Annotated in this window: 16 protein-coding genes and 2 pseudogenes; 8 read left to right on the top strand and 10 right to left on the bottom strand. The window is 37.8% G+C overall.

What is annotated here, in order from left to right; all coding sequences use genetic code 11:
- Positions 1-67 precede the first annotated feature (67 nt).
- Complete coding sequence (locus DYY67_RS07785) at positions 68-709, bottom strand: Snf7 family protein (protein ID WP_166392229.1); 642 nt, start codon at positions 707-709, stop codon at positions 68-70.
- Between the two features lie 104 nt (positions 710-813).
- Here DYY67_RS07785 and DYY67_RS07790 point away from each other — a divergent pair, with 104 nt between their 5' ends.
- Entirely contained in the window at positions 814-1569 is a 756-nt protein-coding gene (locus DYY67_RS07790) for a glutamate racemase (RefSeq protein ID WP_166392230.1), read from the top strand.
- Here DYY67_RS07790 and cobM read toward each other — a convergent pair.
- The 4 genes and pseudogenes from cobM to DYY67_RS07810 form a co-directional block, all read right to left on the bottom strand.
- Positions 1564-2332 (bottom strand): annotated as a pseudogene (gene cobM, locus DYY67_RS07795) (precorrin-4 C(11)-methyltransferase). The gene DYY67_RS07790 and the pseudogene cobM sit on opposite strands and share 6 nt — an antisense overlap.
- The gene (cobI, locus tag DYY67_RS07800; protein WP_166392231.1) at positions 2325-3047 is read right to left on the bottom strand and encodes a precorrin-2 C(20)-methyltransferase; all 723 of its coding nucleotides are present in this window, start codon (positions 3045-3047) and stop codon (positions 2325-2327) included. The pseudogene cobM and the gene cobI overlap by 8 nt, the downstream one beginning before the upstream one ends.
- 36 nt (positions 3048-3083) lie before the next feature.
- A pseudogene (gene cbiT, locus DYY67_RS07805) lies at positions 3084-3675 on the bottom strand (precorrin-6Y C5,15-methyltransferase (decarboxylating) subunit CbiT).
- A gap of 41 nt (positions 3676-3716) precedes the next feature.
- Positions 3717-4049 (bottom strand): hypothetical protein, encoded by a 333-nt coding sequence (locus tag DYY67_RS07810; RefSeq protein ID WP_166392232.1) that lies wholly within the window; start codon positions 4047-4049, stop codon positions 3717-3719.
- A 191-nt stretch (positions 4050-4240) separates the two neighbouring features.
- Between DYY67_RS07810 and rqcH the strand changes: the two genes are divergently transcribed.
- Genes rqcH through DYY67_RS07830 form a run of 4 tightly spaced genes read left to right on the top strand, consistent with a single transcriptional unit; the run spans position 4241 to position 7257 of the window.
- Entirely contained in the window at positions 4241-6169 is a 1929-nt protein-coding gene (gene rqcH / locus DYY67_RS07815) for a ribosome rescue protein RqcH (protein ID WP_166392234.1), read from the top strand.
- Positions 6166-6384 carry a Mut7-C RNAse domain-containing protein gene (locus tag DYY67_RS07820; RefSeq protein ID WP_166392236.1) on the top strand — a complete coding sequence of 73 codons (219 nt, stop codon included), beginning with the start codon at positions 6166-6168 and terminating at the stop codon, positions 6382-6384. Before rqcH ends, DYY67_RS07820 begins: the two co-directional genes overlap by 4 nt.
- Positions 6344-6658, top strand: a complete 315-nt coding sequence (locus DYY67_RS07825; protein ID WP_218584707.1) for a Mut7-C RNAse domain-containing protein — start codon at positions 6344-6346, stop codon at positions 6656-6658. Before DYY67_RS07820 ends, DYY67_RS07825 begins: the two co-directional genes overlap by 41 nt.
- On the top strand, positions 6655-7257 hold the full coding sequence (locus tag DYY67_RS07830; RefSeq protein WP_166392240.1) for a TIGR00296 family protein: 603 nt from the start codon (positions 6655-6657) through the stop codon (positions 7255-7257). The genes DYY67_RS07825 and DYY67_RS07830 overlap by 4 nt, the downstream gene beginning before the upstream one ends.
- Here the strand turns inward: DYY67_RS07830 and DYY67_RS07835 are convergent.
- Positions 7252-7635, bottom strand: coding sequence for an aconitase X swivel domain-containing protein (locus DYY67_RS07835; protein ID WP_166392242.1), 384 nt, complete (start codon positions 7633-7635; stop codon positions 7252-7254). The genes DYY67_RS07830 and DYY67_RS07835 overlap by 6 nt on opposite strands.
- A complete protein-coding gene (locus DYY67_RS07840; RefSeq protein ID WP_166392244.1) occupies positions 7632-8789 on the bottom strand; it encodes an aconitase X catalytic domain-containing protein in 1158 nt (385 codons plus the stop codon). Before DYY67_RS07840 ends, DYY67_RS07835 begins: the two co-directional genes overlap by 4 nt.
- 95 nt (positions 8790-8884) lie before the next feature.
- Here DYY67_RS07840 and DYY67_RS07845 point away from each other — a divergent pair, with 95 nt between their 5' ends.
- Positions 8885-9502: an endonuclease III domain-containing protein gene (locus tag DYY67_RS07845; RefSeq protein WP_166392305.1), complete on the top strand. Its 618-nt coding sequence runs from the start codon at positions 8885-8887 to the stop codon at positions 9500-9502.
- Here the strand turns inward: DYY67_RS07845 and DYY67_RS07850 are convergent.
- From DYY67_RS07850 to DYY67_RS07860, 3 genes are all read right to left on the bottom strand, one after another.
- On the bottom strand, positions 9489-10157 hold the full coding sequence (locus DYY67_RS07850; RefSeq protein WP_166392246.1) for a hypothetical protein: 669 nt from the start codon (positions 10155-10157) through the stop codon (positions 9489-9491). The two genes, DYY67_RS07845 and DYY67_RS07850, sit on opposite strands and share 14 nt — an antisense overlap.
- Before the next feature lie 191 nt (positions 10158-10348).
- Positions 10349-11479, bottom strand: a complete 1131-nt coding sequence (gene sat / locus DYY67_RS07855) for a sulfate adenylyltransferase (protein WP_166392248.1) — start codon at positions 11477-11479, stop codon at positions 10349-10351.
- An 18-nt stretch (positions 11480-11497) separates the two neighbouring features.
- Complete coding sequence (locus DYY67_RS07860; RefSeq protein ID WP_166392250.1) at positions 11498-12217, bottom strand: phosphoadenylyl-sulfate reductase; 720 nt, start codon at positions 12215-12217, stop codon at positions 11498-11500.
- Positions 12218-12358: 141 nt separating this feature from the next.
- Between DYY67_RS07860 and DYY67_RS07865 the strand changes: the two genes are divergently transcribed.
- Positions 12359-13429 carry a thiamine biosynthesis protein gene (locus DYY67_RS07865; RefSeq protein WP_166392252.1) on the top strand — a complete coding sequence of 357 codons (1071 nt, stop codon included), beginning with the start codon at positions 12359-12361 and terminating at the stop codon, positions 13427-13429.
- Between the two features lie 31 nt (positions 13430-13460).
- Entirely contained in the window at positions 13461-14390 is a 930-nt protein-coding gene (locus DYY67_RS07870; RefSeq protein ID WP_320416013.1) for a glycosyltransferase, read from the top strand.
- Positions 14391-14398 lie beyond the last annotated feature (8 nt).

The following is a 14398-nucleotide window of genomic DNA, read 5'->3' on the forward strand; positions in this document are numbered from 1 at the left end:
GAAAATCCAAATTTCTTTGTAAGATAAAAAGAAGACGTTCTCGCCCATTTCCCCATCCGAGTTTCCCCTACTCGTATGTTGATTGTGACGATACGCCGGAGGGTGATGGAACTGATGGGAATCTGTCGCCAATCTGTTGTTCTGCAACTGCTGATGCTTCTTGCAGTATCTTGTCTGTTTCTTCGCTTGATACATCGGAGTCCACGTTAAAGTCTCCTCCTGCTAGTGAGTCCATCATTAGTCCATTGAGTGTCTGGGTCATAGAGTTCAGTTCGGAATCTGCCTCTGGCATAAATCTTCCAAGGGATGATTTGAGTCCCTTCATGGTTGACATTGCAGGAGCTATTGCTACCATTGCGTCTCCTAGGTCGTGTATTGTTGTTAGACGTAATTGTACTTGCTCTAGTGCCATTCTGGCGTTTCCTAGCATCTTTGTGACCTTTCGTATCTCAGCTAGTTCATTTGATAGAACTCTGCTTGTGCTTGCATCATGCTGCTGCATGGCGGTTACGATTCGCTTGAAAAGCTGTTCGTCTCTTTGTCTCAGCTTTGTCAGCATAGAATCCATCTTCGATATTTGACCCTGTAATTTGTTCACAGCGCCCTCAATTCTAGGCTTGAGTGCTCCCTGTGGTTTTACAGTTTCACGTAATTTTTCGCTTAAACCTACAGACTCGGGACGAGTCCAGGTCTTATCGAAGCCGGTCATGGTGGCTAGTTTGAAAGTTAGTTCTTAATTGCCGGTGTATATTATCATCAACTCTAGGCTAAATTAAGCTCACAAAATAAATCTGGCAAAGCCTGTTTGAAATTGTGTCAAGGATAGCAGTATTTGATTCAGGTCTTGGTTCCCTTTCCATAATAAAACCAATTCAAAAAAAGATCAGAACTGAGATTATCTATTTTGCTGATCAGGATAGTTTTCCATATGGTACAAAATCTACTGGCAAATTAAGAAAAATTATCAAGTCAACCATTAAAAAATTGGAAGAAAAATTCGAACCTGATCTGATAGTTATTGCTTCAAACACTCCTTCACTTTTACTAAATCCAAAAAAACAATCAAAAATTATTGGAATTTATCCACCATTAGAAGATGCAGTAAAAAAAACAAATACAAATTCAATAGCAATTCTTGCTACCAAATCAGTTGTTGAAAGTAAAGAATTACAAAATTACATTAAAAAACGGATCCCCCAAGGAATCAAAGCGATTAAAATTAACGCATCACCACTTGTGGAGCTTGTAGAATCAGGAAAGTTTGCTTCAAAAAAAGAATTTTGTAAAAAAAAGATTAGGACAAGCCTGCAATCAATTCAAAAGGAAGGAGTGGATGTGGCCACCTTATCTAGTACGCATCTCCCATTTCTTCTGCCAATGTTAAAGGAGATCTTTCCCAATGTAACATTTCTTGACCCGGCATATACTGTAGCAGATAAAGTTGCAACATTACTAAATCATAAAAGATCGAGTACGCACAAATTAAAGATCTTTGCCTCTGGCAATACTGCTATTTTTCAAAAAAAATTACAAAAATTTGGAATCAAAAACAAAGTATTTCCGCTATGAAATGACTTTGGCTTTTCGATATCCATGACTGAAAGTTTTGTCATAAAGTTTAGAATATTCATAATGTGTGGGGTTTACGATATCTCCGATGATTATGATTGCAGTTTTTGTGATTTTTTCGTCTCTGATTTTTTTTGTAATGTTTTCTAGTGTACCTTTTATTATTTTTTCATCGCTCCAGCTTGCTCGATATACAGGCTGCCACAGGAGTTGACTTGGAATATCCCCCTTTGATGGCTTGCTTAACAATGTCTGATATGAGATGAACACTCAGATAGAATATCATGGTAGCTTTATGCTTTGCAAGCTCTGAGATTTTCTCCCTTGTTGGAACTTTGGTTCGTGATTCTGCCCTAGTTACAATGATAGTTTGCGTAACACCGGGCAATGTTAGTTCGCAGCCCAATGCTGCAGCAGATGCAAGAAATGAGGTTATCCCAGGTACAACCTCAAACTCTATTCCCTCCTTTTTGAGATTGTCGGTCTGTTCTCGTATTGCTCCATAAATTGAAGGATCACCATCATGTAGTCTGACAACTAATTTTCCTTTCACCGCGTTATCCCGTAGAATCTTGAAGATGTCTTCTCTGACTAGTTTTGCAGCATCATGTAACTCTGCTCTTTTACAGAGCTTGACTATCTCAGGCGGGATTAGCGAACCAGAATATACTACCACATCGGCTTTCTGGATTAATTTTTTGGCCTTTACAGTGATGAGTTCTGGATCACCTGGGCCACAGCCAACAAAGTAAACTTTATGCACGCTTTACCACCATGATTGAAAAATATTTGCTGGTCAATGTGTCCTTTGTAACTTCGCCAAGTGTTAATTTCTTTACAATCTCCTCGTTTGTGCCCACGTCTTGTGCTATGGCAAAAAGTGAGCTGTCAGGAAAGCCAGCTTCTCGAAGTAGTACGATAACCTGATCAAAGTACCTGCCATCTTTTAGAAATATCATAGTATCACAGTTCTTTGCAGTCTCTTTTACTCTGGAAAGGTCATAGCATGCAGGTATTACGGCAACTGTTTCGTCTCCTTCTGCTATGCTGATTCCCACCTTGGATGCAAAAGCAAACATGGATACTATTCCAGGAATTACTGTTATCTTGATCTCAGGGTATTTTGACTTGAGTTCACGTTGCAGGTAAATCCATGTACTGTATAACGACGGATCTCCCACCGTAAGATATACGACATTTTTTCCATCTTTTACTTTATCAGCTATTATGCGTGCATTGGTTTCCCAAGTATTTTCCAAAGTCTCTCTGTCCTTTACCATAGGAAATACAAGATTCAAAACGTCAGGTTTTTTGGAATTGTTAACCAATGATGATATTATTGAATATGCAATGCTTTCTTTGCCTTCCTTTGAAGTGGGACACATTATTACGTCAGCACTTTGAATGGCCCTCACTGCCTTTACGGTAAGAAGATCTGGATCTCCAGGGCCACAGCCAACGCATGTCAATTCAGCCATTTATAAAAAAAATCGCCATTGTTACCTAATTAAAGGTTAGATCCTTGTTGCAGAGATTATAGTGACTGGATTTCTAGCAAGCATCATTGTGCCAGTAGATGTCTTGCGGCTCTTGGATATTGTAACTTGTGTAATATCAACAGATGAAAACTTGAGTTTTTCCATAGTTGAAAGCACGGAATAAAGGGTCTCAATCAAAATGGTACCTATCACTATTCTACCTCCTTGCTTGATCTTACCTTCACATAGTTTTAGAATTTCAGATGTTTCGCCTCCTGTCCCCCCGATAAATATGGCATCAGCCATAGGGAGCTCTGAAATTTTTTCCATTGCATTTCCTAAAATGACTTCAACGTTTGAGATCCCAAACTTGGACAAATTTTTCTTGGTAAGTTCTACTGCCTTTGGATCAAAGTCTATTGCAAAAACTTTTCCTGATGTACCTATCTGATAGGCTACTTCTACTGATACAGATCCGCTTCCACACCCAATGTCATATACTGACTTGGCCTTGTTCAAGCCTGCCTTTACTAATTTGGATTACGCGTACCTCTTCTTTTGTAATTGGAACCTCTTCTGCTCGCTCAAATAGTTCGTCTGGAATGCCAGGTGTTCTATATTTCCACATATAGTCTAAGTGAAAAGATATTTTAGATATTTAGCACTTGTCTAGTGCACTGTTCCAACGCTAATGTATGGATTGATTATTGTATATACCAAAATCCAGCTAACCAAAAACATCAGAAAATAACTTCCAATACCTGTCATGATAAGTTTTCTCTTATCAGATGAGGGCAATGGAACTCTTAGTGACTTTGCTATCCCGTAGGATATAATGAATAACACGATTACAATTCCTAATCCTGTATATGCTCTTTCGTGAGCATGCAACATGGTACTTCCAATTATGGCAGAAATAGTCCCAGCTAGTATACCAAGACCGACGCGCAGCCAAAACACCTTGTCAAGACCACTCTTTATCCTAGATTCGTCAGTCTCCATGGCACGAGGTTCCTCAGGAGGCGCGTCCTTTGTCGGGTTGTCATTTGGCTCGGGTTTCTTATCGATTATCTTTGCCCTTTGGATGTCTTACCAAGTAAATTTTCAAGTTCACTCTGTTAAATCCTGTTTAAAATGTTTGGTTGGCTAACCAATAGCAAAGAGTATAATTTTGGAGCGGTAACGTCTCCATTATGACGCTTTCAGGAATTGAACTATCTTATCTGGTAAACGAAATATCCAGCAAGACAAAGGACTACTATGTCAGCAACATTTACGGCATAACTCGCAATAGCCTTCTCTTCAAATTGCATCATCCAGAAAAACCAGATCTTTTGCTCATGTTTTCCACATTTGGATTTTGGATTACAAATGTAAAGATAAGCCAGATGGAGGAAAACAGGCTGATAAAGAGACTTAGAAATGATCTTCTTCGCTCCAGAATTATTAACGTCGAGCAAATTGGTAGTGAGCGAATTGTACAAGTTACATTCAGTGGTTTCAATCAAGAATTTATTCTGATTGGAGAATTTTTTGGAGATGGCAACATACTTTTGTGCAATAAAGAGATGAAGATTTTATCACTTCTTCATTCAATTGATGTAAGACATAGAAAATTGGGGGTCGGTCTAACGTATGCTACTCCACCATCAAGTGGATCAGATATTTTTAAAGTGACACAAAAAGATCTAGAGGAGATAAAATCAGCATCTACTGTAACTGTTAGGTGGATTGGTAGAACTCTGGGATTGCCCACCAAATATGCCGAGGAAATAATGAAGAGATCCAACATAGATGGACAGAGATTAGGAAATACATTGACTAGTGAAGAAGTTACAAGCATATATCAGGCAACTAGAGAAATGATTGAAAAAGTTGTCAATGGAAAACATGACCCATATATTGTTCGTGACGACAAGGGAGCAGATGTATACCCCATACCGCTTGGAGATATTTCACAAAAAAACGTCAGCAAGGTATCTAGTTTTATGGAAGGACTGGATGCACTATTTTCTGAAAATCTTCTAGAACAGGGAAAGACATCAAAAACGGACACTGTAAGCCAAAAGATAATCGAGACTGAGCATAAACTTGAGGAGCAAAACAAGGCAATTTCATTGGTTAAGCTAAGAGCTGAGGCAATATCCAACGTTGCAAAAGCTCTCTTTGGCTTGGCGTCATTTGGAGTTACATCAATTGAGGATACAAGAGTTCCGCCATTATTGCAAGAGCGCAATTCCTCTCTGATAAGAGAAAATGGCATACTAATGATAAATGTCGAAGAAGATAAAGTAAAGATTAATCCACAATCGTCAATTCAAGCCATAGCTTCTATCTTGTTTAACGAATCAAAACGACAATTAAAAGCAATTGAGACAATAGAGTCAGAAAAAATCAAGACTGAAAAGAATTTGGCGGCATTTAGAAAACAAGCCACCATCACACAGGATTCCATTGTTTTTTCAATACAGAAAAAGAAAGAATGGTATGAGAGATATAGATGGTTTTATACTTCAGACGGACTTTTGGCAATTGGAGGACGAGATTCATCTTCCAATTCTTCAGTAATAAGAAAACATCTGGGTAAGAATGATAGAGTATTTCACGCCGAGATAGTAGGATCACCTTTTTTTATCCTAAAGGATAGCGAGGATGAAATTGCATCAAGCATAACAGAGGTGGCACAAGCTACAGTCTGTTTTAGCAGAGCTTGGAGGGAAGGATTGTATGGATTAAATGCCTATTGGGTAAAACCAGATCAGATCAAGATGGGAGCACCGACTGGACAATTTCTTGCAAAGGGTGCATTCCCAATAGAGGGTACTAGAAACTTTGTTCAAGTTTCAAACTTGCAGCTAGCTATAGGGTTGCATCAAAAAAATGACAGCTATACTATCATGAGTGGTCCACTATCAGCAGTGAAAACCAGATGCTTATTTTATGTAATTATAGAACCGTCGGGAACTGATATGACAGATCTTGCAAAAAAGGTAAGACTAGAATTTTTAAAACTTGCAGAAAACCAAGATGTTGTCAAGGCATTTAATATTGATGATTTTATACGTGCGCTTCCTGCTGGCGATAGCCACATAGTAGAATCAGGTATTGGTCAAGGATATTGAGCGCACATAAACCCAGTTTTGTTGTAGATGCAATGCTTGGTAACTTGGCAAGAAAGTTACGTATTCTTGGTTATGATTCCAAATACGAGTCTTCAATTGAGGATTCAGAATTGATTAAATTTGCAGAGAACCAGAGGCGTGTGATAGTTACAAAAGATGAAAATCTTTCCAAAAGTGCTGAAAAAGATAGGCGGTATTACGACAGTCCTCATTAGAGGAAATGATGAGATTGAGCAGATCATCCAGATTGCAAAAAAGATTGGTCTTTCAAATTTTGTGCTTGATACCAACTCTTCAAGATGTGTAGATTGTAATGGAAAAATTGAAGCAATTGATAAAATAAGGATCATGGAAAAAGTCCCTCCTAGAATTTATGAAAGACAAGAAAAATTTTGGAGCTGTAAGGGTTGCAAGAAACTTTACTGGGAAGGAACTCATTTGGTCAAGATTCAAGAGTTTGTGGAAAAACTAAACCAGAGATTGAAATGAATGTAATATCTGATCACGATGGAGAGTTACTTGTCAGGACAGCAAGATCAGTTGTCAGGGAATATATAGAAACAGGGAAGAGGATGGCGCTTTCTGATGAAATAAAATCTAGATTTTCTTTTAATTCTGGAGTGTTTGTCACTCTAAACAAAGGAGAAAATCTCAGAGGATGCATAGGATTTCCAACACCAGATAGGAAGCTATACCAATCTCTTGTAGATGCATCCATATCATCAGCAACAGAAGATCCGCGATTTTTACCTGTAAAATATGATGAATTAAACAAGATTATTTTTGAAGTGACAGTTTTGACTCCCCCAGAAGTGGTGAAGGTGCAAGATCCATCAGAGTATCCATCCAAGATAAGGGTTGGCAGGGATGGATTAATTGTAAAATGGGAATTTGGTTCCGGTCTTTTACTTCCTCAGGTCCCTGTAGAATACGGATGGAATGAAGAGGAATTTCTAGATCATACATGCGAGAAGGCAGGAGCACCATCTGGTCATTGGAAACAAAAAGGTACAGTGATTTTGCGATTCGAAGGGATTGTATTCAAAGAAACAGAACCAGATGGTTCAGCAATACGAGTAAATCTATAGTATCTTACCTTCTATTGCATCAACTGTGATCTCTTGACCATCTTTCAGGGATTCATAGTCTTTCTTTTGTGCCACAACCAACGGAATATTTGAAATTGCACAACCCGATGCTGTTGTAATATCTGCATTGAGGCATACCATTGCAAGTGGAGCACATTTGTTGTATTTTAGTGAATAAATTGTGTATGCGCCTACACTACTGCCTATACCTTTTGGAAAGACAAGAATTTTGTCTCCTACAAATTTGTCAAAGAGATCGTGATGCTCATCTCTTATCCTTCCTGTCGTCTTGTCTATGCCCCCAAGGAAATTCACCGGGTTTTCTGCACAGAGCACAGTACCTTTTGCTTTTCCCCTAACTATTATTTTGACATTCATTTTGTTTCCTCTTGAATAATTTGATCAAGATTTTTTAAATTGACATCTACACCGTTTGATGTCCTCAAATAATATGCTCCCTTGACACTGTTTGTAATAACAGAGTCAACATTTTCTTTGTCTATGAGCGGAGTCAAGCATATACAGCAGTCATAGAGCACTTCTGCACCAGCTCTGCTTAGCTCTTTGTCATAACCTAGATTTCTGACCTGCCCTTGGATAGCACGTGGACAGAAAATCATGCAACGTTTTCTAAATGATCGTCCTTTTAGTTTGGTTGTCAGATCCGATATTTCCTCCAATCCAAGTTGCGGACTTCCTAGTGTAATAACATCACCTGATTCTGCGGTATTGAGTTCATCTTTGACATTTTTCATTTCTTTATCATCAAAGTCTATTTTTTCTCCCTTTTCTTCTTCTCCAAAAGTAAACATACCACAACTTCCAGATGTTCCCATTCCTGCGCATAATGACTTGCAGCTACGCCTATCTAGTTCTTTTACACCAGATATGGAAACTGAGCTTCCTGCTTTCTTTCCCGCAAAATACCCCAGCAAACCGTATGCCAGCTCGTCTTTCTGTTTTGTCTTCATTCTTATGGTAAGATTTGGTTTTCTACTTTCGTCATCTCGTAAATCAGAATAGATACTCTTTCCAGTGAGTGCACTAGCTAGTGCACTGAATGCACTTTCCTTGTTGGTTTTGAGAGTAGAGATTGAATTTGCATAAATTGCAGCATTACTTTCTGCAAAAGATACTTGGGTTCCTTTTTTTGGGAGCTCAAAGATTTCATACGGAATGCAGGAAAAAGACGGTATAGCCCCCATCTTCTCATATGATTGCCTTATGCTCTGTTGTTTTTTGATAAATTCTTCATCAAGTTCAAACTTTGAAACACTATCAGAATCAAATCCCATTGGGTTTACAGTTGTTTTTATCTTAAATTTTGCATCTTCGCTAAGATGTGAAAGGAATTTCTCCCCTGCATCACCTATTGTATTGTAATTTACTCCAGATAGATGAGCCCATTCTACTGGAATCAGTTTGTCTGCCCCTGTAGCCTCTCCTATTGCTACTAGAACGCGGTATGCAAGAGCAAGAGTTTCTCCGTGTTTTCCAGCAAGTGCAGATTCCTCTTCTTTTGTTAGCTCCAATACGATGATCTTGTTATAACAGATATAATACTTGTGTGATCAAATGTGATCAGTTGGATAAGATAGGAAAAATTCTAGATGGAATGATAAAGACGATGGATGCAGTCAAGCCACCCCGAATGACTGCATTACGGCAATTACGCGAAGCTGAAAATGGAAGCCCGTTGAGTATTCTTATTGGAACAATACTTTCAGCACGAACAAGAGATGAAAATACATCTGCAGTGGTCAGAAAATTATTTTCACAATACAAAACAGCTCATGCCCTTGCAAGTGCAAAGATTTCAGATGTCGAAAAAATTATCAAATCAACTGGATTTTATCACGTAAAGGCAAAGCGCATAATAGAAGTAGCTTCCATAATAGATTCAAAGTATTCCGGCAAAGTACCACAAACATTAGACAAGCTAGTTGAGCTTCCAGGTGTGGGGCGAAAAACTGCAAATTGTGTGCTGGTTTATGCTTTTGACAAGCCAGCCATACCTGTAGATACACATGTGCACAGAATTTCAAATAGGATTGGACTTGTTCAAACAAAGACCCCTGAGGATACAGAGATTGAGCTCATGAAAAAAATTTCAAAAAAACATTGGATTCGAATAAATGACACATTTGTCATGTATGGCCAGAATATCTGCAAGCCAATATCTCCAATGTGTACAGTCTGTCAAATAAAAAAAGAATGTAATTATTACAAGACTATCTCTTCTTAGTTTTTATTAGAATACCAATAAGGGCTCCAGTTACTCCAACTACAATAAATGGCATATAGAAGATTGGGTTTTGTGCAGGATCTCCTGAAACAATATTTATGGAAACACTTCCTGAGGACGCAGTTGGAGGATCAGAAGTTGAGATCAGTCCTGCGGCAGCAATATCCCTTACTGTAAATCCTGCTACATCTAAATTGTCAACAAGTACCTGTTGACCTATTGATGCAGATAACCCGCCATTATTTGTGTGCTGCACTGTTACAATCTGTCCCGGGGTCCATCCGCCTGTCTTTTCATCTAGAATCACAAAGTATCCATCATCTGGAGTATTGACAGCTACCCATAATCTATGGTCTGGAGGACTGCCCATGCCAACTTCTATGAATTTCTGTTCTTTTGGATCTTCGTAGAGTCTGATTATGGCAGTGCCATTTGGATTTGCATATGTGAGCTTATTTTCTATTGTAAGTTGCCAATTAGTAACATGCTCATGAGGCAGTTTGAAGAAAGTAGCATTGTCTCTTACAACATTAAATGCACCAGCTGGTATCTCAATTGAATCATAATGAACAGAGGGATTCATTGTAGATTCTTGAGCATATACTGGTAAAAGCGGCGTTACTAATAGAAGGATAGCAAGTATTACGCTACGCATAAGATGAGCTGGGTTCATTTCAATAAAAATCTAAGTTCTGTCAAGTTATTGGTTCATGAACTATCAAGTAGATCGCAGTTATTGCAAAATAACCATCTGATTTATTATATGGTTTAGGTAGAGCCTGCACCTTGTTAGTATACAAAGTAATAAAGCAACGATTTCAACCTCTAACTATCCAGTGTAAAAATCTAGTCGACAAATGGATTATCCCAGTTCACAAGTATCTTCGATACCTCGGGTCGCATCATGTATTCTGATGGACTTTGTTTTTGTAGAATCATTGTCCTAAGCTTGGTGCCACTAAGCTGCTCCTTGAATTCCTGTCCGTGTGGGCAATTTCTTTCACTCGCAAAGGACAAACATTTTTTGCAATAGAAGAAGGCAGGATAAAAGATGGGCCCAATTCCAATGTCAGGATAATCGTCAAATATTCTCTGTGAAGCAAATGGATCATAATAAGTGCCTACACCAGCATGATCTCTGCCTATTATGATATTAGTACATCCGAAATTCTTTCTCATTATGGCATGATGAATAGCTTCTTTGGGACCTGCATATCGCATCTCGGTGTGTAGTGTAGCAAGATAGCATCTATTCTGTGGATAATAGTACTTGATTAGTGTCTCATAGGCTGCAACTATTACCTCATCTTTGTAATCGCCTGACTTTTTCTTCCCTATCAGAGGATTAACAAAAAGTCCATCATGCGTATTCAGTGATGCCTTTTGGAGCATCTCATGCGCAACATGAGGTACATTCCTAGTTTGAAATCCAACTATTGTCTTCCACCCTGCCTTCTCGAATAGTTCTCTTGTTTCTCGTGGAGTCTTTCTGTATCTGCGAATTGGAGTTTCTGCCTGTCTTTCAATATAATCAATTTTGCCTCCAACCAGAAATTCTTTCATGGACATGGTTTTTGCTACTCCTGGATGTTTTTCATCAGTTGTGCCATAAACTCCCTTTGCTGTCGCATTTTTATCAAAGGCATAGATCTCTTCCACATGCAAGACTGCAAAATTTGTACCGTTAACACTTAGAGCAACATCTTTTGCATCTTTCATCTTTGTTGCAGTTTCTTTATCAACATCAAGTACTATTGGAATTGTCCAGGGAAGATCATTTGCCAATCTTCCCTTTGTGATCACCTTCTCAAAATCTTCGCGTAGAAGAAATCCCTCAAGTGGACTAAAAATGCCATCAGATATGTTTTCAATATCGCTTGCCAGATCAGCAGTTACCTGTACAGAAAACAGATTATCGTAGTTTTTGTTTGTAGATCTGTTTACTAGTTTACCGCCATGTGGTTGTGCAATACCCATATCATATCACCTAAAATGTTATTTTCCGTGTTCCGCATGCAATCCACATTCTTTCTGAGGATCTGTTTCCCACCACCAGCGTCCTGCTCGTAATGGTTCTCCTGATTTGATTGCACGTGTGCAAGGTTCACATCCTATACTAGGATAACCCTTGTCGTGAAGTTTGTTGTAAGGTACTTTATTATTCTTAATGTAGTCCCAAGTTTGCTCCCATGTCCATTCAATTATTGGATTTACTTTTATGATACCATTGTGTTGTGGATCAATCTCTATTCTTTGTACGTTAGACCTGACTTCAGTTTGGTCAGCTCTTAGCCCAGTGATCCATCCATCTACAGTTGAAAGCATTTTCTTGAGTGGATGAACTTTTCTGATGCCACAACATAGTTTACGATTTCCCATACTTTGATAAAATAAGTTCATGCCATTAACACGAACCATTTCTTCAACTTCATTAGAATCTGGAAACATTACTTCTATGTTCATGTTGTACTTGTTTCTTATCTCATCCATAACATCGTATGTCTCTTGATTTAATCTGCCAGTATCAAGCGTAAAGATTCTAGATTTTGGATTTAATTTCATCATCATATCAATTACCACAACATCTTCTGCTCCAAAACTTGATGCCATAGCTATTTTTGGATGAAGATTGTCTAATGCCCATTTGAGAACATCTTGTGGTGTCTTTAGTTTTTCATTTAACTGCTGTATCTGTTCAGCAGTAAAATTATGCATAAGAAAATGCGTTCATTTTGGTCATATAATTATTTAGGTTGATTTTCTATCCTAGAATTATAAGTGAGTCAAAACACTGGAAACAGAATGAATGAGAAGACAGTACTAGTTGTTTTTCCATCCGTTTTCTCATTAAATAAGATGGAGGATTTAGAAACAAGCATCTCAAGTATTCTCAAGATCAAAAAACAGAGTTTCTCCTGTGTACGAAAGAACGGTTCGGTCATAGTGGTAGAAACAAATGATCCTGTTTTTGCTTCTTCTACAATTGGATCACTTTTTGGTGTTGATCGAATAGCTATTGCAAAAGAAGTTAAGAATCAGTTTGATACAGTACTTTCGACAATTACTAGTACAAGCATGAATTTGTTATTGAAAGGTGAGAAATTTTACATCAAGGTTGAAGGAAGATCTTCAGATTATTTGGCAAAAGATTTGGAAATTGCCGCAACTTCTTCTTTAATTGAAAAGTCCATTGATTTGCAAGTAAAACCTGGTTTGGAATCAGATCATAGCAGATTGCTTTACACATATCTTACAGAATCGTACGCTTATGTTTGTATTTTTGTGGATAAGGGACTTGGAGGAATTCCATATAATTCTCAAAAGGAAACCATGCTTTGTTGCATATATGATGAATTATCTGCAATAACATGTCTACAAAGCATCAAAATGGGTTTTGATGCAAAGATGCTCATAAGTTATTCAAGTGACTCAGATCTTCTCAAGATATCTAAAATGATAAACAGGATACTACCGTCAATTGTTCAAGAAAAAATTACACTCCAATTCTGTAAAATGCCCAAGACTCAAGATCCATTGATGAAAATTCTAGTAATGATTTATCTTATGATATCCATTGCCTCTTCCAGAAAAATCAAACATATTGCATTACCAATCTTACCCTTTACATTACCGGTATGGCTCATGGAAGACAGTACTAGAGCTGTTTTTCAGAAGAATTTGATGCCATGGATTCCACTTGCTGGCATGGACTCTAGTATTCTTGAAAATTCCAGACAAATAGGACTAGAGAAATATATTGTGAATCTAGAGAATTTGTGTAAATCAAAATTTACCAAGAGAAACATTCCAAAAAGGAAAATTCAAAAAAACGTTAGCGACGCATTGAAAAGTCTTAAATCAATATCGCTTACAGTGGGACCAAAAAATGTGCATGATATAATTGATTCTCTGAGAATGAATCATTGAGAATTTAAGTAGGACTAATTTAGTTGCATGCATGAAAAAGATAGGCGGGTTCATTAATCCATGGGGAAATGGGCATTTCACCAGAATGATGGCCCTTGATGAGGTAATTCGTCAAAATGCAGGGGATGATCTAGATATTCATTATTCAAGTAGTGGAGAGATTTACCAAAAGCTTCTCAAGAAATTTCCTACCAAAAAGGAAAATCTTCACAACATAACAATTCCTACACCTATCGATGGTAAATGTGGCCCAAGTATTACTTTGTCTCTATTCAATATTCTTCTCCCTGTTGCAGGCAGGAAACCTCTTGTTTCAGTGATGGCGAAATACCTAATCGCTGAAGGAAAATTGTATGACAAGCAGAAATTTGATCTTGTTGTTAATGATGGGGATGTAGGTTCAAACATCATAGCAGAAAAGAGAAATGTAAAATCCATTTTTATTACAAATCAATTCAGGCCTAAGCTTTGGGTATCACGATCATTTTTTTATCCAGCAGTAATGTACATATCAAAGAAAATTGCAAAGGCAACAAAGATAGTTGTTGCAGATTCGCCTCCACCTTATACCATATGCGAATATAACCTGAACTTTCCTGAAAGATTAAAGAAAAAAATAGTATATGCAGGTCATTTTTCAAACAACATTACAGTTAATCATGGTCCAAAGTCAGATTTGGAGAAACTGATTAAAAATGCGGATAATTTCGGATACTGGATGATAACTGGTAACAAGTCAACGAACAAGGCAACTTTCACTAAATATGAAAAGGTCTTTCATGACACTGAAATGAATAATGAGAGAAGAATTGTTTCACATGCAAAAAATGACCCTTCTTTAGATAAAGTGCTTGGTAAGAACGGTAAGACATACTCAATTTCTGAAGCTTTTGAGAAGAATATTGATTGGATTCAAATGGATGTAGGATTTCTCTCTGAACAAGAAAAAGACACTGTCTGAATTTGTGT

This window comes from Candidatus Nitrosotalea sp. TS (assembly GCF_011319465.1).
Classification (GTDB): Archaea; Thermoproteota; Nitrososphaeria; order Nitrososphaerales; family Nitrosopumilaceae; genus Nitrosotalea.

Coding starts and splice junctions, on each gene's coding strand:
- DYY67_RS07785 (WP_166392229.1), bottom strand. CDS start 709: ATGACCGGCTTCGATAAGACCTGGACTCGTCCCGAGTCTGTAGGTTTA.
- cobI (WP_166392231.1), bottom strand. CDS start 3,047: ATGGCTGAATTGACATGCGTTGGCTGTGGCCCTGGAGATCCAGATCTT.
- DYY67_RS07810 (WP_166392232.1), bottom strand. CDS start 4,049: ATGGAGACTGACGAATCTAGGATAAAGAGTGGTCTTGACAAGGTGTTT.
- rqcH (WP_166392234.1), top strand. CDS start 4,241: ATGACGCTTTCAGGAATTGAACTATCTTATCTGGTAAACGAAATATCC.
- DYY67_RS07830 (WP_166392240.1), top strand. CDS start 6,655: ATGAATGTAATATCTGATCACGATGGAGAGTTACTTGTCAGGACAGCA.
- DYY67_RS07835 (WP_166392242.1), bottom strand. CDS start 7,635: ATGAATGTCAAAATAATAGTTAGGGGAAAAGCAAAAGGTACTGTGCTC.
- DYY67_RS07845 (WP_166392305.1), top strand. CDS start 8,885: ATGGATGCAGTCAAGCCACCCCGAATGACTGCATTACGGCAATTACGC.
- DYY67_RS07850 (WP_166392246.1), bottom strand. CDS start 10,157: ATGCGTAGCGTAATACTTGCTATCCTTCTATTAGTAACGCCGCTTTTA.
- sat (WP_166392248.1), bottom strand. CDS start 11,479: ATGGGTATTGCACAACCACATGGCGGTAAACTAGTAAACAGATCTACA.
- DYY67_RS07860 (WP_166392250.1), bottom strand. CDS start 12,217: ATGCATAATTTTACTGCTGAACAGATACAGCAGTTAAATGAAAAACTA.
- DYY67_RS07865 (WP_166392252.1), top strand. CDS start 12,359: ATGGAGGATTTAGAAACAAGCATCTCAAGTATTCTCAAGATCAAAAAA.
- DYY67_RS07870 (WP_320416013.1), top strand. CDS start 13,461: ATGAAAAAGATAGGCGGGTTCATTAATCCATGGGGAAATGGGCATTTC.